23 protein-coding genes, 1 rRNA gene and 1 other RNA gene are annotated in these 22,896 nt (G+C 57.0%); 3 read left to right on the top strand and 22 right to left on the bottom strand.

Going from position 1 to position 22,896, the window contains the following annotated elements; translation table 11 throughout:
- The 9 genes from mraY to rsmI form a co-directional block, all read right to left on the bottom strand.
- Entirely contained in the window at positions 1-1,086 is a 1,086-nt protein-coding gene (mraY, locus tag FPL19_RS10415; RefSeq protein WP_150912509.1) for a phospho-N-acetylmuramoyl-pentapeptide-transferase, read from the bottom strand.
- Positions 1,071-2,462, bottom strand: a complete 1,392-nt coding sequence (locus FPL19_RS10410; RefSeq protein WP_150912508.1) for a UDP-N-acetylmuramoyl-tripeptide--D-alanyl-D-alanine ligase — start codon at positions 2,460-2,462, stop codon at positions 1,071-1,073. Before FPL19_RS10410 ends, mraY begins: the two co-directional genes overlap by 16 nt.
- Complete coding sequence (locus FPL19_RS10405; protein WP_150912507.1) at positions 2,459-3,943, bottom strand: UDP-N-acetylmuramoyl-L-alanyl-D-glutamate--2,6-diaminopimelate ligase; 1,485 nt, start codon at positions 3,941-3,943, stop codon at positions 2,459-2,461. The genes FPL19_RS10410 and FPL19_RS10405 overlap by 4 nt, the downstream gene beginning before the upstream one ends.
- Before the next feature lie 4 nt (positions 3,944-3,947).
- Positions 3,948-5,684 (bottom strand): peptidoglycan D,D-transpeptidase FtsI family protein, encoded by a 1,737-nt coding sequence (locus FPL19_RS10400; RefSeq protein WP_150912506.1) that lies wholly within the window; start codon positions 5,682-5,684, stop codon positions 3,948-3,950.
- A gap of 29 nt (positions 5,685-5,713) precedes the next feature.
- Entirely contained in the window at positions 5,714-6,121 is a 408-nt protein-coding gene (gene ftsL / locus FPL19_RS10395; protein WP_150912505.1) for a cell division protein FtsL, read from the bottom strand.
- A gap of 2 nt (positions 6,122-6,123) precedes the next feature.
- Positions 6,124-7,107: a 16S rRNA (cytosine(1402)-N(4))-methyltransferase RsmH gene (gene rsmH / locus FPL19_RS10390; RefSeq protein WP_150912504.1), complete on the bottom strand. Its 984-nt coding sequence runs from the start codon at positions 7,105-7,107 to the stop codon at positions 6,124-6,126.
- On the bottom strand, positions 7,104-7,556 hold the full coding sequence (mraZ, locus tag FPL19_RS10385) for a division/cell wall cluster transcriptional repressor MraZ (RefSeq protein WP_150912503.1): 453 nt from the start codon (positions 7,554-7,556) through the stop codon (positions 7,104-7,106). The genes rsmH and mraZ overlap by 4 nt, the downstream gene beginning before the upstream one ends.
- Before the next feature lie 303 nt (positions 7,557-7,859).
- Positions 7,860-8,222: RNase P RNA component class A (gene rnpB / locus FPL19_RS10380), an RNA gene on the bottom strand.
- A gap of 62 nt (positions 8,223-8,284) precedes the next feature.
- Complete coding sequence (gene rsmI, locus FPL19_RS10375) at positions 8,285-9,151, bottom strand: 16S rRNA (cytidine(1402)-2'-O)-methyltransferase (protein WP_150912502.1); 867 nt, start codon at positions 9,149-9,151, stop codon at positions 8,285-8,287.
- Between the two features lie 145 nt (positions 9,152-9,296).
- On the opposite strand from rsmI, the gene FPL19_RS10370 reads away from it, so the two are divergent.
- The 3 genes from FPL19_RS10370 to FPL19_RS10360 are packed head-to-tail and all read left to right on the top strand — an operon-like array spanning position 9,297 to position 12,170.
- Positions 9,297-11,183 carry a penicillin-binding protein activator gene (locus FPL19_RS10370; RefSeq protein WP_150912501.1) on the top strand — a complete coding sequence of 629 codons (1,887 nt, stop codon included), beginning with the start codon at positions 9,297-9,299 and terminating at the stop codon, positions 11,181-11,183.
- A gap of 19 nt (positions 11,184-11,202) precedes the next feature.
- Positions 11,203-11,577 (top strand): YraN family protein, encoded by a 375-nt coding sequence (locus FPL19_RS10365; RefSeq protein WP_150912500.1) that lies wholly within the window; start codon positions 11,203-11,205, stop codon positions 11,575-11,577.
- A gap of 2 nt (positions 11,578-11,579) precedes the next feature.
- Entirely contained in the window at positions 11,580-12,170 is a 591-nt protein-coding gene (locus tag FPL19_RS10360; RefSeq protein WP_150912499.1) for an SIS domain-containing protein, read from the top strand.
- A gap of 69 nt (positions 12,171-12,239) precedes the next feature.
- Here FPL19_RS10360 and FPL19_RS10355 read toward each other — a convergent pair whose 3' ends face one another.
- The 13 genes from FPL19_RS10355 to rrf form a co-directional block, all read right to left on the bottom strand.
- Entirely contained in the window at positions 12,240-12,659 is a 420-nt protein-coding gene (locus FPL19_RS10355) for a ClpXP protease specificity-enhancing factor (protein WP_191965301.1), read from the bottom strand.
- A gap of 54 nt (positions 12,660-12,713) precedes the next feature.
- Positions 12,714-13,343, bottom strand: coding sequence for a glutathione S-transferase N-terminal domain-containing protein (locus FPL19_RS10350; RefSeq protein ID WP_150912497.1), 630 nt, complete (start codon positions 13,341-13,343; stop codon positions 12,714-12,716).
- A gap of 109 nt (positions 13,344-13,452) precedes the next feature.
- On the bottom strand, positions 13,453-14,208 hold the full coding sequence (locus FPL19_RS10345; protein ID WP_150912496.1) for a cytochrome c1: 756 nt from the start codon (positions 14,206-14,208) through the stop codon (positions 13,453-13,455).
- Complete coding sequence (locus tag FPL19_RS10340; RefSeq protein ID WP_150912495.1) at positions 14,208-15,440, bottom strand: cytochrome b; 1,233 nt, start codon at positions 15,438-15,440, stop codon at positions 14,208-14,210. Before FPL19_RS10340 ends, FPL19_RS10345 begins: the two co-directional genes overlap by 1 nt.
- A complete protein-coding gene (gene petA / locus FPL19_RS10335; protein ID WP_150912494.1) occupies positions 15,440-16,036 on the bottom strand; it encodes a ubiquinol-cytochrome c reductase iron-sulfur subunit in 597 nt (198 codons plus the stop codon). Before petA ends, FPL19_RS10340 begins: the two co-directional genes overlap by 1 nt.
- Before the next feature lie 235 nt (positions 16,037-16,271).
- Positions 16,272-16,664, bottom strand: coding sequence for a 30S ribosomal protein S9 (rpsI, locus tag FPL19_RS10330; protein ID WP_150912493.1), 393 nt, complete (start codon positions 16,662-16,664; stop codon positions 16,272-16,274).
- Positions 16,665-16,676: 12 nt separating this feature from the next.
- Positions 16,677-17,105: a 50S ribosomal protein L13 gene (rplM, locus tag FPL19_RS10325; protein WP_150912492.1), complete on the bottom strand. Its 429-nt coding sequence runs from the start codon at positions 17,103-17,105 to the stop codon at positions 16,677-16,679.
- 226 nt (positions 17,106-17,331) lie between these two features.
- The gene (locus FPL19_RS10320; protein WP_150912491.1) at positions 17,332-18,120 is read right to left on the bottom strand and encodes a TatD family hydrolase; all 789 of its coding nucleotides are present in this window, start codon (positions 18,118-18,120) and stop codon (positions 17,332-17,334) included.
- 16 nt (positions 18,121-18,136) lie between these two features.
- Positions 18,137-19,717, bottom strand: coding sequence for a peptide chain release factor 3 (gene prfC / locus FPL19_RS10315; protein ID WP_150912490.1), 1,581 nt, complete (start codon positions 19,715-19,717; stop codon positions 18,137-18,139).
- Between the two features lie 85 nt (positions 19,718-19,802).
- A complete protein-coding gene (rimI, locus tag FPL19_RS10310; protein ID WP_225314392.1) occupies positions 19,803-20,291 on the bottom strand; it encodes a ribosomal protein S18-alanine N-acetyltransferase in 489 nt (162 codons plus the stop codon).
- A gap of 6 nt (positions 20,292-20,297) precedes the next feature.
- Positions 20,298-21,077 (bottom strand): hypothetical protein, encoded by a 780-nt coding sequence (locus FPL19_RS10305; protein ID WP_150912488.1) that lies wholly within the window; start codon positions 21,075-21,077, stop codon positions 20,298-20,300.
- A 35-nt stretch (positions 21,078-21,112) separates the two neighbouring features.
- Positions 21,113-22,663, bottom strand: coding sequence for a 2-isopropylmalate synthase (locus tag FPL19_RS10300; protein ID WP_150912487.1), 1,551 nt, complete (start codon positions 22,661-22,663; stop codon positions 21,113-21,115).
- A gap of 128 nt (positions 22,664-22,791) precedes the next feature.
- Positions 22,792-22,896: ribosomal RNA gene (gene rrf / locus FPL19_RS10295) — 5S ribosomal RNA — on the bottom strand; the annotation flags it as partial.

Below are 22,896 nucleotides of genomic sequence, written 5' to 3'. Positions count from 1 at the left end.
CTATCTCAACTTCAGGCTGGCAAGACCAACCAGCACAAGTACAACGGTGACTACCCAGAACCGCACAATGACGCGGGGTTCTGGCCAGCCCTTCAATTCAAAATGATGATGCAGCGGTGCCATCCGGAAAATCCGACGCCCGGTCAGGCGGAACGAGGCCACCTGCAGGATCACGGAAATGGTTTCCATCACAAACACGCCGCCCATGATAAAAAGTACAATTTCCTGCCTCACAATTACCGCGACGATGCCAAGAGCCGCACCCAGCGCCAATGCTCCCACATCCCCCATGAATACCTGGGCCGGATAAGTGTTGAACCACAGAAAGCCGAGCCCGGCACCAACCAGCGCTCCACAAAACACAATCAACTCACCGGTGCCTGGCAGGTGGGGAATCAGCAGATAGTCGGCAAATTGGGCATGGCCGGAGACATAGGCAAAGATCCCGAGTGCCGCAGCCACCATCACCGTTGGCATGATGGCCAGGCCATCCAGACCGTCTGTGAGGTTAACGGCATTACTACTGCCTACGATCACGAAATAGCTCAGCAGCACAAAGATCACCGGCCCCAGGGTCAGGGATACGTTTTTGAAAAACGGCACATAAAGGGATGTCTCCTGCGGCAGAGCGGAACTCCAGAAAAGCGCAACGGCCGCTGTAGCACCAATCACTGACTGCCAGAAATATTTCCAACGGGCCGGCAGGCCGCGGGGATTACGCTCCACCACCTTGCGATAGTCATCCACCCAGCCAATCGCACCGAACAGCAGCGTAACCAACAGCGTGACCCAGACGTACCGATTGGTCAGGTCCGCCCAGAGCAGTGTGGCGACACCCACCGCCACAAGAATCAACGCGCCACCCATCGTTGGCGTGCCGGCCTTGCTCAGGTGAGTCTGCGGGCCATCGTCCCGGACCGCCTGGCCGATCTGGTACTGGCTCAGTTTGCGAATCATGAACGGACCGATCAGCAGCGAAATCAGAAGCGCCGTCAGCACCCCGAAAATGCCCCTCAGGGTCAGGTACTGAAACACCGTCAGCGCCGAGAAATACTGTGAAAGAACCTCTGTCAGCCAGAGCAGCATGTATCACCCACCTTTTGTTTTATTCCCTCTACCACGATATCCATGGCAGAACTGCGAGAACCCTTGACCAATACCGTCTGCGAGTCATCGCTTCTCTCGAACAGACGACGCACGGCATCATCGTGGCTGGAACACACTTCTGTCGCTGCGCCAAACCCCTTCACATAGCCTTCACATCCGCTGCCCACAACCAGTAACCGGTCAACTCCGCGGGCCCGGGCAAAACGTCCCACGTCCCGATGCATCGATTCCGCGTCAGCGCCCAGCTCAGCCATGGCGCCCAGCACCGCCGTGCGGTAACCCGGGTGAGATGCCAGAACCTCGATCGCCGCCTTCATGGACGCCGGATTCGCGTTGTAACTGTCATCGATGACCGTCCACCGGGGCGACAGCTTCAGGGTTTGCAGGCGACCCTTGAACGCCTTTAAGCCGGCCAATCCGCGCTGAATGGCATCATCACTGGCGCCGACCGCCTGGGCCGCAGAAATCGCCATCAAGGCATTCGAAATGTTGTGCTCGCCCTGCAACGCCAGCCGGATATCACACTGCCATCCGTTCGGCCCCTGAGCGGTGAAGCTCATCTCCGGGCCGTCGAACTGGACATCCGCCGGCCGAAAATCGGCGTCCCGCCGGCCCCGACCACTGACGGATCTGACCCGGCGCTGACCGGCCCGCTGCTTCCACTGGTCAAAGGCCGGATCGTCCAGGTTAAGCACGGCGACGCCATTGTCGGAAAGCCCGTCGATAATCTCGCCCTTGGCAAGAACTATGTTGTCGTAACTGCCAAACCCTTCCAGATGTGCCTGGCCGGCGTTGGTCAGTATCGCGACATCAGGCCGAACGACCTTAACGGAATGGGCTATTTCCCCAATACCACTGGCACCAAGCTCTATGGCGGCATACTTGTGCTCGGGCGCCAAACGGAAAAGTGTCAGAGGCACACCAATGTGGTTGTTCAGGTTGCCTTCGGTAGCCAGGGTGTTGCCCATCTGGCCCAGAATGGCAGCAACCATCTCCCGCACCGTGGTTTTGCCGCTGCTTCCGGTGACGGCCACAAACCGCGCGTTGCTGAGGTTCCGAATTCCGCCGGCAAGCGCGGCAAGCGCATTGACGGTGTCATCCACTACAAGCTGCGGCAGCGCCACGCTTTCATCCGGACGATCAACAACCGCTGCCACTGCGCCGGCCTGGCGGGCTGTATCAATAAACCCATGGCCGTCGAAATTCTCTCCGCGCAGGGCCACAAACAGATCCCCACGGGCGATCTTCCGCGTATCCGTGGACACGTTTGTGAAACTGACGTCGCCCTGCCAATCGCCGGACGGACGGCCGCCAACCCAGGTCAAAGCCTGGTTCAGGGTAAGGGCCGGCATCATGCAACACCTCCGTTCAGTGAAAGCGCGTGGCGAACCTGGCCGGCGTCGCTGAACGGGATCCGCTGGCCCGCAACTTCCTGCCAGGCTTCATGGCCCTTGCCTGCAATCAGAACAATGTCGCCCGGCTCTGCGGCGGCAATGGCCTGCTGGATCGCCTGAGCGCGATCATGAACAACGATGGCCTTGTCCGGTGCCCGGAAACCGGCAACGATCTGATCGGTAATGTCGGTCGGGTCCTCGCTGCGGGGATTGTCGTCAGTGACGAATACCAGATCGGCACCCTGCTCCGCTTCCCGGGCCATTTCCGGCCGCTTGCCGGTATCCCGGTCGCCCCCGCAACCGAACACACAGATCAGCCGGCCCGTCACGTGAGGCCTGAGGGCCGCCAGAGCGTTATTCAGTGCATCTGCCGTATGGGCGTAATCCACAACCACCTGGACGCCATTTGCGCCTGCGAAAGATTCCAACCGGCCAGGCGGCGGCACCAGGCGCTCAACCGCCGATTGAACCCGCTCAACCGGAACACCCAGGCTGAGAACCGCAGCCATAGACGCCAGCAGATTACTGACATTGAAGCTGCCAAGAATCGAAGCAGACACCTCGAAGGCTCCCCAGATACCGTCAACGGACGCAGTAAATCCGCCGTTGGTCTGCTGAATACCGGTCAGCCAGAGTTCGGTCTGCGCCTCATGGAGGCTGTATCTGACCCTGTCGCACTTGCCTTCCAGCTGTTCGTATAGCTGTCGGCCGAAGGGGTCGTCGAAATTAATCACAGCAAAATGAAGCTCTTCACGCTGGAACAGACGCGCCTTGGCCGCACCGTAAGCTTCCATGGAACCGTGGTAATCCAGATGATCCCGGGTCAGGTTGGTAAACACGGCGCCGGTCATGGTCAGCCCGTCCAAACGACCCTGATCGAGGGCATGGGAGGACACTTCCATAGCCACGGCTCGGCCACCCTGAGCGATCATTCTCGCCAGCTCGCCATTGATCTTCACAACATCCGGCGTTGTGTGAGACGCCTCGTGCATGGCATCAGGCAGACCATAGCCCAGGGTGCCGATAACACCGCAGGGAGTGCCGGTTTCCTGCAGCAGCCGGGCGATAAAGTGGGACACGGAGGTCTTGCCGTTGGTGCCGGTCACGCCGATCAGTCTCAGCCGCTGGGAGGGATGTTCATAAAAACGATCCGCGATTTTGCCCAGCCTGGCTTTCAGATTCTCGACCGGAACCACCAGTACGCCGCCATTTTCATAGCATTCACCGGCCTGCGGAGATTCCAGCAGAATCACCGCAGCGCCCGCTTCAATGGCATCGCCGACATAATGGTCCGCTGGCGTTCTCGAACCGGACAGGGCAACAAACGCGTCGCCTGCTGCCACATTCCGACTGTCTGTCTTCAGGCCGTGAATGGTCACGTCAAACACGGACGGCACAACGGCAATCCCCTGAAGTAACGTACTGAGCGATGTAATGCACATAACCCTAACCCCGCTCACCGGCAGCAGATTCAGGCTTTCGCGCCTGCCCCAGCTCCAGTTCCGGCTTGACGTTCAGCAGCCTGAGCGCACCGCCCATGACCCTGGCAAATACCGGAGCGGCCACTTCGCCGCCGTAATACTCACCGGACTGGGGTGCATCAACGGCCACTACCGTGACGATTCTCGGATCATCAATTGGCGCCATTCCTGCAAAAATTGCCTTGTACTGACTGTCCTCGTACCCACTCTTGCCCACCAGGTGCACGGTTCCGGTTTTACCACCGGCCGAATAGAAACCTGGCTGCGCCCGAGTGCCCGTTCCGCTTGCCACGACCTTGCGAAGCATCTGGCGCACCTCATAGGCGACCTTCTCCGAAATAACACGTTGACCCACCGGCTTTTCAGTCAGCTCAAGCAGGCTCAACGGGTAGCGGGTACCGCCGTTGGCCAGCACCATGTAGGCCTGGGCCAGCTGCAGTGCGTTCAGACTCATACCGTAACCGTATGACAGCGTGGCCTCTTCCACGGGGCGCCACTTTGGCGGAGCAGGCAAAACGCCCACCGCCTCGCCGGGAAAGCCGATACCCGTAGGCTGGCCGATGCCCAGACGCGCGTACATATTGCGGATGACATCCCCGCCCAGATCATTGGCTATCTTGCTGATGCCCACATTGCTTGATTTGACAATCACATCGGTCAGCGAGATCGCGCCGTAGTTCCGGTGGTCACGAATGGTAAACCGGCCAAACCGACGGTAGCCCGGGGCTGTATCAATGGTGTCCGACGCTTTGTAGCGGCCGGATTCCAGAGCCGCGGCCATGGAAATCGGCTTCATTGTGGAGCCGGGCTCGAAAAGGTCGGTAATCGCCTTGTTACGCAGGCGATTGGCCGTTAGCTGGCTGCGGTCATTCGGGTTGTATGCCCCCTGGTTCACCATCGCCAGAACCTCACCGGTGTCCACGTCCAACATCACAAGTGTTCCACCTCTGGCATTGTGAGCGGTGACCACGGCCTTGAGTTCCCGGTAGGCCAGGTATTGCAGACGCAGATCGATGCTCAGGGTCAGGTTCTTGCCGGGACTGGCATCCCGGATCAGCGTCAGGTCCTTGATGACCCGCCCCAGATTGTCTTTCAGCACCCGCTTCTTGCCGCGCTCGCCGCTCAGCCAGTCGTTGTAGGCGAGCTCGATACCTTCCTGACCACTTTCATCAATGTCGGTGAAGCCCACAACGTGGGAGGTAACCTCTCCAGCCGGATAATAACGACGGTATTCCTGGCGGCTGTAAATACCCGGCATGCCGACTTCCATCACCTGTTGTGCTAATTGCGGCTGAACCTTACGGCGCAGGAACATGAACTCGCGGCCGGAATAGTCACGAATACGCCCGCGCAGGTCGCCCTCGGACATTCCCAGTTGCCGGGCCACTACGGCAAGTCTTGGATCATCAATCTGGATCTCTGACGGATTTGCCCAGATCGTTTGAACCGGCGTGCTGACGGCCAGCGGCTCGCCATATCGGTCAGTAACCATGCCCCGATGCGCATCAATCGACTCAACCCGAATAGTCCGGACATCCCCCTGCTGACTCAGAAACTCCTGGTCAACCACATGCAGATCAACCAACCGCCAGGCCAGAGTCGCCACAACCAGCAGAAAAACACCCACAACCGTACCGTATCGCCAGGCCTTCAACCCCGCGACCAGTCTTTGTCCTGTTGTGACTTTCCCTTGCTCGGACACTGAACTCACCTTCCTGCTGGTTATTATTGCTATCGGGAACCGACAAGTGGCGCCGAAACCGGCACCAGCACGATGTCCTGCTTACCTGGCACCGACATGCCAAACTTCTCAGACGCCAGGCGCTCTACCCGTCCATGAGCACTTAACGCGCTCTGCTCCAGCAACAACTGGCTCCATTCGCGGCGGTAGCTGTCGCGCTCGCCCTGCAATTGCGAGAGCGTATTGAACAGCGCCCGGTTCTCATAGGCACTGACAACCACCCCCAGGGCCGAGACCATAAGCAACGCCACCAGCACCGCCGAAATCACCGCCTGGCGCTGCTGCAACGCGACAAACACCTGACGCGACAGTCGTAACGCCGTGGAAAGCCCATTCCGCACCCGTTGCCGGTTCATGCGGACAGTCCTGGTTTTCTGCTCTATTGCTACAGCGCCCATGCTTACGCGCTCCCCTGACTTGTGTTCTGTTTATCGACGCGCTCGAGTACCCGCATAACGGCGCTTCGAGCGCGTACATTGTCATCAACTTCCCGGGCATCGGCTTTCATCGCCTTGCCCACCAGCCGGAACCCGGACTCTTCCTGCTCGGCGGTCACCGGCACACCTTTGGGCAGTCGCGGACCGCGGGCCAGATCCCTCATGAACCGCTTGACCAGGCGATCTTCCAGCGAATGAAAACTGATCACCACCAGACGTCCGCCCGGCAAAAGTCGGTCAACGGCCACTTCAAGCCCCGCCTCAAGGTCTTCCAGCTCACGGTTGATAAAGATCCGGATTGCCTGGAAGGTTCTCGTTGCGGGATGTTTGTGTTTTTCTTTTTTCGGCACCGCAGCCGCCACCAGCTCAGCCAGCTCATGGGTTGTTTCCAGCGGCTTGTCTTTCCGGCGCTCCACTACTTGCCGGGCTATACGGCGAGAGAAACGCTCCTCTCCATATCGAAAAATAACGTTGGCGATGTCCTGTTCGTCCGCCTCGGCCAACCACTGAGCCGCACTCGGCGGTTGCTCAGGGTTCATTCGCATGTCCAGTGGACCGTTCCGCATAAAGCTGAAGCCGCGCTCGGCATCGTCCAGCTGGGGCGAGGAAACCCCCAGGTCCAGCAGTATTCCCTGCACCGCGGACCAACCCTGCTGGTCAATGGCCTGATCAAGCCCAGCAAATGACCCGTGAAAAACACCAAAACGCCCGTCTTCTTCAGACAGGCGTTTGGCAGACTCGATTGCCCGCGGATCTTTATCGATCCCAAGTAACGCACCCGTTTCCCCGAGCCGCTCGAGGATAAGCCGGCTGTGCCCACCCCGGCCGAAAGTGCCATCCACGTAACGACCGCCCGGGTCGGTGACCAGAAAGTCGACGGCGGAGTCGAGCAGAACAGAGCGGTGGCGGTACTGCTCCGCCGGATCCTCTCTGCGCTCGGCGGTCATAGGGACAGAGCCTCCATTTCCGGCGGCATTTCTTCGTCGCCATCGGCTTCATCCAGCCACTGGAACCAGCGCTCTTCGCTCCAGAGCTCCATCTTTTTGCCCTGCCCGATCAGCATCAGCTTTTTCTCGAGGCGGGCGTAGCTGCGCAAGGTTGGCGGTACCAGAACGCGGCCGGCGGAATCCAGTTCAAGCGGCGTGGCGTGGCCCAGCATCAGACGCTGCAGGCGCCGGGCGGCCTTGTTCATGTTGGGAAGCGCTTCAATCTGTGGCCTCAACGCCTCCCACTGAGGCTCCGGATACACCAGCAGGCAACGCTCTTCATCGGCATTGGCTGTCAATACAATGCGCCCGCCACAAACGTGCGCGAGCTCTTCGCGCACCTTGGCGGGGATCGCCAGGCGACCCTTCGCATCCATATTGATGGCATGACTGCCGAGAAAATTGCTCATCTGCTCTCATTCCGGGGTTCAGAAACCACAAAAAACCACTAGAAACCACTTTTTCCCACTAATGCACACTATAGGAACACGCAATTGACAATGCAAGCAGCAAAAGCAGCAAGGCACTGGCAAAAGTTTCTTTATTGACAATGAGTTACGGGAGAGCTTTCGGGGAACAACAATGGTTTGGGCCAAGAATAACCCAAAAATCAACTACCTGCAGATAAGATTGAATATGACAAGTGAGGAGTAAGATTATTTAGTTATAAAACGGCAATGTTGGGAATGCCGAGAGGAACATAAGGAAGTAAAAAAATGAGCTCGCCGATAAGCCGGGTTCTGTCGTGGACAGTCATTCATCTAGGGTCTGCGTTGCCACAGACCTCAAGCGACCTACCCGAATCCAGCGCGGGCCACGCCATAGGATTCCTATTTGGTCTTGCTCCAGGTGGGGTTTACCATCGCCGTGAACTGTTGCCAGTCACGCGGTGCGCTCTTACCGCACCGTTTCACCCTTACCGGTGTCCGTGAACGAATCACGGGCACTTAGGCGGTTTGCTTTCTGCTGCACTTTCCGTCGGCTCGCGCCGCCCAGGCGTTACCTGGCACCTTGCCCTGTGGAGCCCGGACTTTCCTCCCCCGGTTAAAACCGGCGGCGACTGTCTGGCGAGCTCGGGCGAGACAATACGCCAGGGCGCGGGCTCAGGCAAGAAAAACCGCCCACCCCATACCCGGAATCAATCTTCCTTGAACGAAAGTGCCCGCTGATAAAGCTCGTTCTTGGCCCGGCCCGTCATCTCGGCGACCAGTTTTGCCGCCTTTTTAACCGGCAACTCGGTTAACAGCAGTTTCAGGAGGCGGTCGACCTCCTCCATTCCGGCGTCGCCCGCGTCTTTTTCTGCTCCGCGAATCATGACGACGAATTCCCCTCGGCTGCCATGGGGATCCGCCTTCAGAGTTTCGAGAATCTCCGCAGCGCCACCGGAATAGAAGGTCTCAAAGGTTTTTGTCAGCTCCCGGGCAATGACCAGTTCACGATTCGCGCCCATAACCTCCGCGATGTCGGCGGTTGCCTCGAGAATACGGTGGGGCGATTCATAGAACACCAGCGTTGCGGTTTCACTGGCAAGTTTTTCAAGCACCGCCACCCGCGCCCCTTTTTTTGAGGGCAGGAAGCCTTCAAAGGCAAATCGGTCAGTCGGCAGCCCTGCGGCGCACAAGGCCGCCACGATGGCACAAGGCCCCGGAACCGGAGACACCCTGATACCCTTCGCCCGCGCTTCCCGCACCAGGATGAACCCGGGGTCCGATATCAGTGGCGTGCCGGCATCGGATATCAAGGCAACGTCCTGCCCTTCCTCAAGACGCTGCATCACCTGCCCCGTCCGGTCACGCTCATTGTGATCGTGCAGCGCCAGCATCCGCGTGTCGACTCCGAGAGCCTGAAGCATGCGGCCGCTATGGCGGGTATCCTCCGCCGCCACCAGGGACACACGCGAGAGCACGGCGATAGCCCGGGACGAAAGGTCATCCAGATTGCCAATGGGTGTTGCGACGATATAGAGGGTACCGCTGGACTCGGAAATTTGAATTTCGGAACTCACAAAAGCCTCTTGATCGACAGGCTCATGACACTGCCGTCATGTGAAATGGGTTGGGAACTGATAAACTTGCTCGGTGTCTTTTGGCATGATGCAGCCGATCTTGCGGCACAACAAGCGTATTTCACGGAGTTTTTGCGAGCCATCCATGACCACATCCAATCTTTACTCCCGATTTCCAGCCGCTTTTCTGGCTTTTGTCCTTTTGCTGTCCGGCTGTGCCAGCGTCAATCTGAATTCCTTCAACGCACCGACCGCCAGCGAGGCGCTCGACGCCGCTGACAGCGAATCAGACCGGAATCTTGCCCACGCCTATCTGCTACGAGAGGCCGACCAGTTCCTGGCCCGCAAACAGCCGGAAGACGCCCGGACCATACTACAGAGCAACCAGCTGACCGGGCTCAATGAAACCAACCTGAAAACGCAGCGCCTGCTGGCGATGGAAACCGCAGTGACGCTTGAAGATTCAGCCTGGGCCCGCCAGATCGCTTCCGATGTCGCTCCGGACTATTTTCTGAACTATGACAGAGAACAACTCAGCCGTGCCGCCAACCTTCAGGCCGACACCTACCAGCTGGCTAAACGGCCGTCCAGAGCCGCCATCACACTGATTCTTCTCGCAGAGTCCGACACAAGCGCGGACAACCAGGCGCTGCACAACCGCATCTGGAGCAACCTGAAGGAAACGCCCGACAGCACACTGGCCAGTGAAACCGGCCAGGCCATCGGCTATGAATCCCAGGGCTGGTTTGAACTGGCCAGCATTCTCCGGGACAGCGAATTAACCATTGAACAGCAGGGACGCGCCATCCGGCGCTGGCAGGACAACTGGCCGGGCCATCCCGCGGCCACCACCCTGCCCGAGGAACTCCGGCTAATCGCGAGCCTGGCAGAGAGCCGTCCAGAGAAGATCGCCATGGCGCTGCCGCTGGGAGGCCCGCTGGCCAGCGCCGGCGCCGCCATCCGCGACGGTTTTTTTGCCGCCTATTTCGAAGACAGCGGCAACGACCAATCCAAAGTCAGCGTCCGCGTGGTAAACACCCACAACCGCCCGTTTGAGGAGCTCTATAAAGAGCTGGTCACTGAAGACTATGACCTGATAGTCGGCCCCCTGGAGAAAGAGGCACTGACCACGCTGGCGGAAATGAACACCCTGCCGGTACCGGTTCTTGGCCTCAACTATCTTCCCGAAGGTATCGAAGCGCCCTCCGGTCTGTATCAGTTCGGACTGTCCGCAGAGGATGAAGCACGCCAGATTGCCGACCGCATGATCAAACAGGATCTGACCCAGATACTGGCCCTGATTCCCATGGGTAACTGGGGAGACCGCCTGGAGCAGGCACTTCTCGAGCGACTGAACGAAAAGGACGGAATTGCGCTGAATATCGAGCGCTATTTTCGCGAAGACAACCTCAGAGCCGTCACCGCTGATCTTCTGGGCATCACCGTATCCAGAGAAAGAGCAATCGCCGTTGAGCGCACCATCGGCATGGACGTGGAGTTTGAACCCAGGCGCCGCCAGGACGCCGATGGCATCGTGATGATTGCCGAACCAACCATCGCGCGACAGTTCAAACCACTATTTGCCTTCTATTTCGGTGGAGATCTGCCGGTATATTCTTCGTCCATGATCTACGAGGGTAGCCCGGACCCCTCCCGGGATCACGACCTGAACGACGTCACCTTCACCGACACGCCATGGATGCTTGCAAACACCAACCCTTTCCGGAAAACCACACAAAATGCCATGCCGGAAGTCACCGGCCAGATCGGCCGACTTTTTGCGATGGGCGCCGACGCCTGGACACTGGCCAATCAACTGCCACTGCTCCGCTACATGGACAATGCCTTCGTAAACGGCCAGACCGGCGTACTGACCATGGCGCCCGACGGCAGCATTCATCGGGAACAACTCTGGGCCAGGTTTGAAAATGGCGTTCCCGTTCTGCTGACACAGGAGCCAGAACTTGAGGAAGCCTCAAAGGAACCAGTCAGCCTCGAGTCGGTGCTAGAGAGCGGTTTGAGAGTGAACTGAAGATACAGGAGGCTCAGCCATGGATGGCGAGACAACCAGCCGCAAGGCAACCGGTGACCAGGCAGAAGGCGTCGCGGCCCGGTACCTTGCTCAACGCGGCGTTCAGGTTCTGGAAAGAAACGTTTACAACCGGGGCGGAGAAATAGACCTGATCGGACGCGATGATGACACTCTGGTGTTTTTCGAGGTCAGGTACCGTGGCTCGGGGAGTCTTGCAGGTGCCGCGGAATCCATAACCCCGGCGAAGCAAAAACGACTGCTCAACGCCGTCAAATTCTACCTGCACCGGCACCGTCTCTGGGAAGCCGATGCACGCATTGATGTCGTCGCCATTGCCCCGGGTGAGAAAAAGCGATATCGGATACAATGGATTAAAAACGCTATCCAGGCCTGACTATGAGCAACTCCGAACAACAGATCAGCCAGTGCTTCGCCACCCACATGGAGCACATCGCCCAGGCGGCCAGCTCGACCACCACAAGCATCGACAAGGCCGCAGACGCGTTGGTGAATACCCTGCTGACGGATGGAAAAATCCTCACCTGCGCCAACGGCAATGCCAACATTCTGGCCCAGTATTTCTGCACGGCGCTTCTCAATCGTTACGATCACGACAGACCGGCTTTACCCGCTATCAACCTCGGCGCCGATGCCACAACCTATTCCGCCATCTGCCGGGACAATCGTTTCAACGATACGTTTTCACGTCAGGTAAGAGCCATCGGGAAGCCTTCGGATCTGCTGTTGGTCATCGTCGACGACGGGCACAAAGCCAACTTGATACAGGCCATCCAGGTCGCCCATGACCGTGAAATGACGGTGGTCGTGCTCAGCGCCAAGGAAAAAACGGACATCACCTCGTTGCTGCATCCGGAAGATCATGAGATTGCCCTGGACAACCTGTCGCCGTCTGCCGCAAGCCCGATACTGCTGCTGATTATCAACGCCCTGTGTTCCCTGATCGACGACAAAATTTTTGGCAGCTAATAAAAAAGCCAACTATCCGATAGCTGGCTTTTTTGATTTTGGACGACAAACTTTCAAGGTTGTACTTGGCTACTTCACGACCTTCAGTGTGGGCCTGCCAGACGGCCGATCACCGCCATTACCGTCTTTCTTCCCGGAGTCTTTCTCTTTCTTGCCGTCACCATCCGGATCGGGCGAGCCAGGCTCACTGCCAAATACCATGCCTTCGCCGTTTTCTTTGGCATAGATTGCCATCACCGCCTGCAAGGGAATGAAGACCTGCATGGGGACGCCGCCAAAACGAGCGCTGAACTCCAGTGAACCATTTCCGATGACCAGCCCCCGCACCGCGCCCGGACTGATGTTGAGAACAATCTGACCGTTCGCGACATGCTCGGTAGGCACCTGCACGCCCTGGACTCCAGCGTCCACCACTATGTAGGGGGTGCAGTCGTTGTCCAGCACCCACTCATTGAAGGCCCGGACAAGGTAAGGACGGCTTGATGTCATGGTAATCTTGCTATCAGGCAATGCCTTTCTCCTGAACCGCTTTCAGGCTCTGTTTCAGTTGCGAATGTCTTCTTCAAGATCAGACAGGCTGGCCTTGAACCCTTCACGCGCAAACATACTCTCCATGTATTTCAGCAGAGGTTTACCCTGCTTGTCGTTCAGCTCAATGCCCATCGCGGGCAAGCGCCAAAGAATGGGAGCAATACAGCAGTCAACGATGGTGAATTCCTCGGAAAGGAAATACGGCATCTCACCGAACAACGGCGCCGTTGCAAGAAGACTCTCCCTGAGTTCTTTCCGGGCTGCTTCAGATGCCTTGGCATTTGGCTGAGCCAGAATCTGGTCCACCAACCCACACCAGTCCTTCTGGATACGATGGATCATCAGGCGACTGTTTGCCCTGGCAACCGGGTAGACCGGCAGAAGCGGCGGATGAGGAAAACGCTCGTCCAGGTACTCCATCATGATGTTCGGCTCGTAAAGAACCAGATCACGATCAACCAGCGTCGGCAGCGCGTTGTAAGGGTTCAGATCGGCTAGCTCACCGGGAGGATTGTCGGGATCAACATTGACAACATCAACGGTAACGCCTTTTTCTGCCAGCACAATACGGACTCTGTGGCTGTAATGACTGGCCGGGTCCGAGAAAAACGTCATTGATGACCGCTTGGTCACAACGCCCATAGAACTACCTCACGATTTGACTTACCGAATTGATCCTGAAAAACGCAAAAATCCAGCGGGCTATAGACTTGCCCGCTGGAACTCAGGGTCTTGCAGTATACCTGAAAACTTAGTGTACGTCCTTCCAGTACTCGCGATTGAGCAGGTAGGCGAAGACGAAGAAGATGGCCACAAAAATCAGCACGAACATGCCAAGCCTGTGACGCTCAAGCTTCACCGGATCGCCCATATAGGACAGAAAGTTTGTGAGGTCATACATCGCGGCGTTGAATTCCTTCGGCGACATGCTTCCCTCTGAAGCCCATTCGGTGCAGATCTCGCCATTGCGAACGTCGCCGCTAAGCGGGTCAACACTGGGATCAACCCCAATCTTTGGCTCTACCGCACACAATCCCTGCAGATCAGCCATTACATGGGGCATACCAACGTTTTCAAAGACCACGTTGTTGACGCCCAGCGGCCGGGAATCATCCTTGTAGAAACCACGAAGATAGGAGTAGATCCAGTCCTCGCCCCGAACCCGGGACTCGAGCGTGAGATCGGGTGGCGCCGCACCAAACCAGTCCGCCGCCATCTCCGACTTCATGGAGTTCTTCATCAGCTCGCCGATCTTGGCGCCGGTAAAGATCAGGTTCTCCTCGTATAGCTCCTGAGGAATATCGAGATCTTCGGCGACCCGTTTGTAGCGTGCATACTCCATGGAATGACAGCCCATGCAGTAGTTGGTGAACAGCGCAGCACCACGCTGAAGAGACGCATCGTTGGAATGGTCAGGTTCCATGGTGTCCAGCGGCACCGCGCCTCCAGCTGCCAGCGTCAGGGCTGGCAGGACCGAGATGAAAAGACCAATAATCAGCTTTTTCATTATCCTGTCACCCTTTCTGGTACTGGCTTTGTTTTCTCCATCCGCGTGTAGAACGGCATGAGAAGAAAGAAGAGGAAATAGAATACCGTCAGGATCTGGGCAACCGTGGTGCGTCCAGCTGTCGCCGGCACAAGGCCGAGGTAACCAAGAATGATGAAGCTCAACACAAAGATCGCCAGGGCACTGCGACTCAGCATTCCTTTGTAGCGCATGGAACGGACCGGTGATCGGTCGAGCCAGGGCACGACAAACAGAATGGCAATCGCACCACCCATTACCATCACACCCCAGAACTTGGCAGGCAGACCAATGAAGTCAACGGTCACCGCCCGCAGCATTGCGTAGAAAGGCGTGAAATACCAGACAGGAGCGATGTGTTCCGGCGTCTGCAAGGGGTTGGCCGGCTGGAAGTTCGGTTTCTCAAGGAACAGACCGCCCATCTCCGGGAAGAAAAACACCACAACAAAGAAGATAAAGAAGAACACGCCCACGCCCATCAGGTCATGCACAGTGTAGTAAGGATGGAAAGGGATGCCGTCTTTCGGAATACCGTTCTCGTCCTTGTTCTTCTTGATATCGATACCGTCTGGGTTGTTGGAACCAACTTCATGCAGAGCCAGAATGTGAAGAACCACCAGGCCTAGCAGAACAATCGGCAAGGCGACCACGTGTAGCGCAAAGAAGCGGTTCAAAGTGATACCCGAGATCAGATAATCACCACGAATCCACAGGGAAAGATCGTCACCGATCACCGGAATAGCACCAAACAGGTTCACAATAACCTGGGCACCCCAGTAGGACATCTGGCCCCAGGGCAGAAGATAGCCCATGAAGGCTTCAGCCATCAGCACAAGATAGATGAGCATGCCGAAGATCCAGATCAACTCCCTGGGCTTCTGATAGGAGCCGTACATCAGCGCACGGAACATGTGGAGATAGACCACCACAAAAAAAGCCGAGGCGCCGGTGGAATGCAGATAACGCAGAAGCCAGCCCCACTGCACATCCCGCATGATGTACTCAACGGAAGCAAAGGCGCCCTCCGCGCTGGGGTTGTAACTCATGGTCAGCCAGATACCGGTGATAAGCTGATTGACCAGCACCAGCATGGCCAGAGAGCCAAAAAAATACCAAACGTTGAAGTTTTTCGGCGCGTAGTACTTTCCGACGTGCTTATTCCAGGCATCAACGACCGGTAGCCGCTCGTCGACCCAGTTAAGTAGCTTGTTCATTACGCTGCCCCCTCGGGATCAAGACCCACCGTGATGTTTGACTCATCGTCATGACGATAAGGTGGCACCTCCAGGTTCAGCGGTGCTGGCTGCGCCGAATAAACGCGGCCGGCCATATCGTACTTGGAACCGTGACACGGACAGAACAGACCGCCAAGCCAATCTTCGCCCAGGTCAGCCGGGGCTACTTCCGGCCGATAGGAAGGTACACACCCAAGGTGGGTACACAAACCGACCAGAACTGCCAGTTCCGGTTCCAGAGAGCGATAAATATTATCGATATAGGGGGGCTGCTGGGGCTCGGTGGAGTTGGGGTCACGCACAACGTCGTTGAGCTTTTCGATGCTCTCCAACATTCTCTCGTTACGGCGGATAAGCCATACGGGCTTGCCCCGCCATTCGACGGTAATCTGCTGACCCATTTCAATCTTGCTGACATTGACGGTGACCGGTGCACCGGCTGCTTCCGCTTTTGCACTGGGATTCCAGGATGCTACGAAAGGAACGGCCGCACCGACGACGCCGACACCACCCACCACGGACGTGGCACCGATCAGAAACCGGCGTCTGCCCTGGCTAACGTCGCCATTATTCATTATGGTTTTCTCCCATCAGGCGACATACAGCTTTGTTTTCTCAAAAACTGCACATCGAAAAGGACTTCACAACCCAAAATTATAAGCGCTCAAATGGTAATGAAATTACCACGCCCTTACAAGTCAGAAAGGCTCAAGGCAGCCCGGCAGGCCATCGAAAATCCGCGGGGCCATTCATCGTCCAGACAACAAAAAACCCGGCATAAAGCCGGGTTTTGATCCTTCCCCAACGATTTTAACGCTTGGAGAACTGCGGACGCTTACGCGCCTTGCGAAGACCAACTTTCTTACGCTCAACCTTACGAGCGTCACGAGTCACATAACCCTCTTTACGCAGGGCAGGACGCAGAGTCTCATCGTAATCCATCAGCGCGCGGGTCAGGCCGTGGCGGATTGCGCCGGCCTGGCCGCTGCTACCACCGCCTTTAACGGTGATATTGATGTCGAACCGATCAGTTGAATCGGCAACCACCAGGGGCTGACGAACGATCATGCGCAAGGTGTCCCGACCGAAAAACTGGTCAAGAGAACGACCGTTGATTGAGATGTTACCGCTTCCCGGCTTGATAAAAACCCGAGCCGTGGATGTTTTGCGGCGACCAGTACCGTAATTTTGTGCTACAGACATATCCGCCTTCCGTTAAATGTCGAGTTCTTTGGGCTGCTGGGCTGCATGAGGATGCTCAGCGCCGGCATAAATTTTCAGCTTCTTGAACATGGCACGACCGAGCGGGCCATTGGGAAGCATGCCTTTGACAGACTTCTGAATGATTTGCTCAGGAGCCTTGTCGATCAGCTTCTCGAAGTTGATGGACTTGATTCCACCCGGAAAACCGGTATGGCTGTAATACATCTTCGCAGATGCTTTCTTGCCGGTAACCCGTACCTGGCTGGCATTGATAACTACAATGTAATCGCCAGTGTCGACGTGAGGGGTATACTCAGCTTTATGCTTGCCCCGCAGACGACGGGCGATTTCGGTTGACAGACGACCCAGCGTCTTGCCGGCTGCGTCTACAACGTACCAGTCACGTGTTACTGTTTCTGGTTTCGCACTCAGAGTCTTCATTGATTCCGCCTTGAACGCTATATAAGAAACGTTAAAAACCACCACCGGCAATGCGTTGCATCCGGAGGAGATCTTTTACCTGTATATGTGCGGCAGTGACATCATTCGGGGCTGAGATGATGACATCGCCTTGAAAAGCCAGGGCGCGAAGTATATCCGAACAATATGGGAAAACCAACCCCGCACAGCGGTGTTTCGAGATTCACCTATTCCGGATGGCTCGCCTCTATCGTTCCGACGGACCGATTTCATCCCAGCCATACAGACGCTGCACATTGCAAAGCAGAGCCCGGCCGAGATCTTCAGTGTCAGTACCCCGAAGCTCGGCAAGCGCAGCCAGTATGCGGGGCAGATAGATCGGTGAGTTTTCGCCCGCCGCAACGCCCTGGGGCGCCATATCCGGCGCATCCGTTTCCAGAACCAGCGAGTCCACCGGCAGCCTGGCCATGGTATCAAGGCTCTTTTTTGCCCGATCCATCGTCACTATGCCGCCAACGCCGATAAAACAACCCAGATCCACCAGTTTGCAGGCCTGCTGATAACTGCCGGAAAAACCATGCACCAGAACCCTGCCGCCAAACTGTTTGCGCTTGAGCACCTCGATCACCTCATCATGGGTTCTGACCGAGTGAATCACCAGCGGCACGTGGAATCGGGCCGCAATGTCTATCTGCGCCTCAAACCAGGGATACTGCTGGGCAAGGGTGCCATGACAGCGGTCAAGGCCGCATTCACCCAGAGCGACAAGACGGTCTGGCCGATTCCTGAAGCACTGCTCCAGCGCGTGAAGGTCATCCGTCACGTGCTCATCAACAAACCAGGGATGGATCCCCAGACAGTAATAGACACCGTCGTATTCCGAGGCGACACGACTGACGCGCGCCCAGTCGGGGCGGCGGACACCTGGAATCACCAGATGGGATAATCCCAGCGTCCGCGCCTCCTCCAGAACAGACCTTCGCCGTTGATCGAAAAAGGGAAAGTCAAAGTGGCAATGTGCATCAATCAGCCGCATGCCGTTCTCCGGGCAATTATTGCTCTCGGGTTTTATGGAATCGGATATCCGGGTACCGTTCCTGCGCCAACTGCAGGTTTACCATGGTTGGCGCGATATACGCCAGTCGGTCACTGCCATCCAACGCCAGATTATCATTGGCCTTGCGCTCGAATTCGTCCAGTTTGCGTTCGTCATCGCTGGTTACCCAACGCGCCGTGGCAACGTTGATCGGCTCGTACATGGCATCCACTTTGTACTCGCTCTTCAGCCTGCTGACGACCACGTCAAACTGAAGCACACCCACAGCACCGACGATCAGGTCGTTATTGGCCAGCGGTCGGAAGACCTGAACAGCACCCTCTTCCGCAAGCTGTATCAGGCCTTTCTGAAGCTGTTTGGCTTTCAGCGGGTCTTTCAGGCGTATCCGACGGAAGAGTTCGGGGGCGAAATTGGGGATGCCGGTGAACTTCATGTCCTCGCCGGCGGTGAAGGTATCGCCCAGCTGGATGGTGCCATGGTTGTGCAAGCCAATAATGTCGCCGGCAAAGGCCTCACCGGCCTGCTCCCGGTCTCCGGCCATGAACGTCAGCGCGTCCGAAAACCGCACGTCCTTGCCGATACGGACATGACGTGCTTTCATGCCCTGGTAGTATTTTCCCGACACAATACGCATAAACGCCACGCGATCCCGGTGCTGGGGGTCCATATTTGCCTGAATCTTGAAGACGAATCCGGAGAACATATCCTCTGCCGGCTCGACAAGACGGGTGTCCGTCTCGCGGGGCTGGGGTGTCGGTGCCCATTCCACCAGCCCGTCCAGCATATGGTCGACACCAAAATTGCCCAATGCCGTACCGAAAAACACGGGCGTCAGCTCGCCAGCACGGAAGGCGTCGTAATCAAAATCATGGGAGGCACCCTTCACCAGCTCGATCTCGTCCCGGAGCTCCGATGCCCATGCGCCGATCACCTCTTCAAGCTCCGGATTGTCCAGGCCCTTGATGATGCGCTCTTCCTGAATCATGTGGCCCTGCCCCGATTGGTACAGAATGATCTCATCCCGTAACAGGTGATAGACGCCCTTGAAATTCTTGCCGTTGCCGATAGGCCAGGTAACCGGCGCGCAGGCAATTTTCAGAACATCCTCGACCTCGTCCATAAGCTCCACCGGGTCCCGGGTGTCGCGGTCAAGCTTGTTCATGAAGGTGATAATCGGGGTATCCCGTAATCGGGTAACCTCCATCAGCTTGATGGTCCGCTCCTCGACACCCTTGGCACTGTCGATAACCATCAGGCAGGAGTCCACGGCCGTCAGGGTGCGATAGGTGTCCTCAGAGAAGTCTTCGTGACCAGGGGTGTCCAGCAGGTTGACCAGCCGCCCGCTATAGGGGAACTGCATCACCGAGGTAGTAACCGAGATGCCCCTCTCTTTTTCCATTTCCATCCAGTCGGACTTGGCATGCTGACCGGACTTTTTGCCTTTAACGGTGCCCGCTTTCTGGATGGCCTGACCAAACAGCAGGACTTTTTCCGTAATGGTGGTCTTACCGGCATCCGGGTGGGAAATGATGGCAAATGTTCGACGGTTATCGACTTCGCTGGACAGGCTTGTCATAGGTAGCAAAAATCCGACTGGAGGAGGCTGAAAAAACGGTCGTCATTATAAGGATATTAGCGCAATGACGCGAACCGGTAGAGGGTCACATCTCTGAACCCGGCAAAGATAACGACAGCACATGGGCATCTTCGCGCCCGGACGAGGACGGGTAATAGCCCGGGCGGCGGCCGATCTGCTCAAACCCCTCCGACAGGTAGAGGTTAGCCGCGGACAGGTTGCTGACTCTAACCTCAAGAAGCACCCGGGCCATCCCGTCCTTGAGCGCTTCACGGGCCAGAAAACGCAAAAGGAAACGCGCCAGCCCCGATCGACGATGCCGTGAAGAGATGCAGATGTTCAGCAAATGAGCCTCATCGACCATATAGGCTACAACCGCATAGCCAATCAGGCCCTCGGCGTCCTCAACCCCCCAGAGTCTGTAGTTAGGCTGAAAGCAATCCCGGAACACCGTCTCCGACCAGGGATAGGAGTAGCCGGTGCGCTCAATCTCAAGCACCACCGGCAAATCACTTTCATGGAGGGGACGAACGGACCGTCTGAGGGATTCAATGGCGTGATAAGAAGCAGACACAATCGATCACAAGGTATAACGGGATTTAAGAGCATTCCACAAATCCCGCTTGTGTGCGGGAGTGGCGGCAATCTCGGCCAGCGAACAGGGAAAATCCACTCCAACCTGCGGCAGTGCCGCCTGAAGACAATGTTCCCGCTGCTCCTGCTGCTCACCGCTCAGCGCACCGAGCAAAATGATGGACCGCTCCTGACAGGACGAGAGGCAGCGGGACAAAACCTGCTGAAAATTTTCCGGGGAATTCCCCGGAATACTGGGATTACGGAAAACCGGCCAGCGCAGCACCGAGCGCTCACCAACATCTGACTGCCCCAACGCGCTGAGCAGATTTCTTGCCAGGGTGTCCTGCAAACGCTCGCTCGCTTCATCCGACCATTGGCTGATAAGAACATAATCGGCCGTGACCCAAAGAGCCAGGTTAGCATGAATGGTCGGCCGCGCCTCCGAGGCTATGGGAGCGGTGACCTCCTCGCTTTCGAGTGCGCTTGTGCCTCCCTCTACCCGGAGCTCGGCGGAGGACCCGGACTGCGGGGTCATCAGCGATTGAAGGTCCACTGATCGGGAACGGACTGGCGTCGGCTGCGCCGCCTTTGCTGGCTTCGCCCTCACAACAGGAGTTGCCACGGCCTCCGGCTCACTGTAAACGGCGTCAGGTTCTGAGGTTTCATCAGCGGTAAACTGGTAGTCGGCACTGGGCGCCGCACCGGGTAGCGGACGCTTGGCGTACCACATCCGGATGCCCGCGGCTGCCAGATAAAACTGCCTGTGTGCTTCAGAATCCATCATTCAAGCGTCCGCCTTCAGGGATGTCATGCTATCGATCAAACGTCAGCCCCTTGAGGATGCCGGCGCTCAGCTCCGCGAGTGATCAGGTTCAGAGCCTCGATATACGCTTTGGCGGAGGCAATAATAATATCGGTATCGGCGCCGATGCCGTTTACAATCCGCCCGCCACGCTCGAGACGAACGGTAACCTCACCCTGTGCATCGGTACCGCTCGTTATATTGTTCACTGAATAGAGCTGCAGGTTGCATCCGGAGTCTACCAGCGACTCGATCGCCTTGAACGTGGCATCAACCGGGCCGCTTCCTTCCGCCTCCACCTTGTGTTCGCTGCCATCCACGGTCAGGGTCAGCGACGCCCGAGGCACAACCCCTGTTTCAGAACATACCTGCATGCAAACCAGACCAAACCGCCCTTCTTCTTCCTTCTGGCGGGTATCACTGGCGATGGCCTGTAAGTCTTCATCGAAGATTTCATGCTTCAAGTCCGCCATTGCCTTGAATCGTGTAAAAGCTTCATTGAGCTCGGTCTCGGTGTCGAACTGGATGCCCAACTCGAGCAACCTGGATCGGAACGCATTGCGGCCAGAATGTTTGCCCAGCACCAGACTGTTGGTATGCCAGCCCACATCCTGGGCCCGCATGATTTCGTAGGTCTCACGATGCTTAAGCACACCATCCTGATGGATACCGGATTCGTGAGCAAATGCATTTGCGCCCACAATCGCTTTGTTAGGCTGCACCGGAAATCCGGTAATGGTCGACACTAAACGGGAGGCAGGCACGATGTGTTGGGTATCGATACGGGTATCGATAGTGAAGAGGTCCTGGCGGGTACGAACCGCCATGACGATTTCTTCCAGCGACGCGTTACCTGCCCGCTCACCGAGGCCGTTAATGGTGCACTCCACCTGACGCGCGCCACTACTCACGGCAGCCAGGGAATTGGCAACAGCGAGACCTAGGTCATTATGGCAGTGTACCGAGAATATGGCTTTGTCGGCGTTGGGAATGCGATTAAGAAGCTGCTTTATGGTCTCACCAAACTGCTCCGGAATGGCATAGCCTACGGTGTCCGGGATATTAATAGTGGTGGCACCTGCGTCAATTGCAGCCTCAATAACACGACACAGAAAATCCAGCTCCGAACGGCCGGCATCTTCACAGGAGAACTCAACGTCATCGACATGGCTTCGAGCCCGTTTAATGGCGCGAACCGCCTGCTCGACTACCTCATCAGGCTGCATCTGAAGCTTGTGCTTCATATGAATCGGCGAGGTGGCAATAAAGGTATGAATACGGGATCTTGCCGCTGGCCGCACCGCTTCCGCCGCGCGGTCGATGTCCTTATCCAGCGCGCGGGCGAGACTGCAGACAGTGGATTCTTTAATGCTCTCGGCAATGGACTTTACGGCCTCAAAATCACCCTGGCTGGCGATCGCGAAACCGGCCTCGATAACATCCACCCGAAGCTTTTCCAGTACCCGGGCGATGCGCAGCTTTTCGCCCTTTGTCATGGTTGCACCGGGGCTCTGTTCACCGTCACGGAGTGTGGTGTCGAAAATGATGAGATGGTCACTTGCAGTCATGAGACGCTCCGCAGGGTTTTATCGGGCTTTTGATCCAGAGTATAACATTCACCCGTCAGGCCAGTGGATTTTCCCCAGGCAATAAAAAACCCCAGTCCGTATCCGAACTGGGGTTTTTGGTATTAGGAGCCTGACGATGACCTACTCTCACATGGGCAGAAGCCACACTACCATCGGCGCTGGTCTGTTTCACGGCTGAGTTCGGGATGGGATCAGGTGGTTCCAGACCGCTA

It is taken from the genome of Marinobacter halotolerans, from assembly GCF_008795985.1.
In the GTDB taxonomy this organism is placed as follows: domain Bacteria; phylum Pseudomonadota; class Gammaproteobacteria; order Pseudomonadales; family Oleiphilaceae; genus Marinobacter; species Marinobacter halotolerans.
The sequence above is the reverse complement of the archived record's forward strand: the minus strand, read 5'-3'. Positions and strand labels throughout refer to the sequence as shown.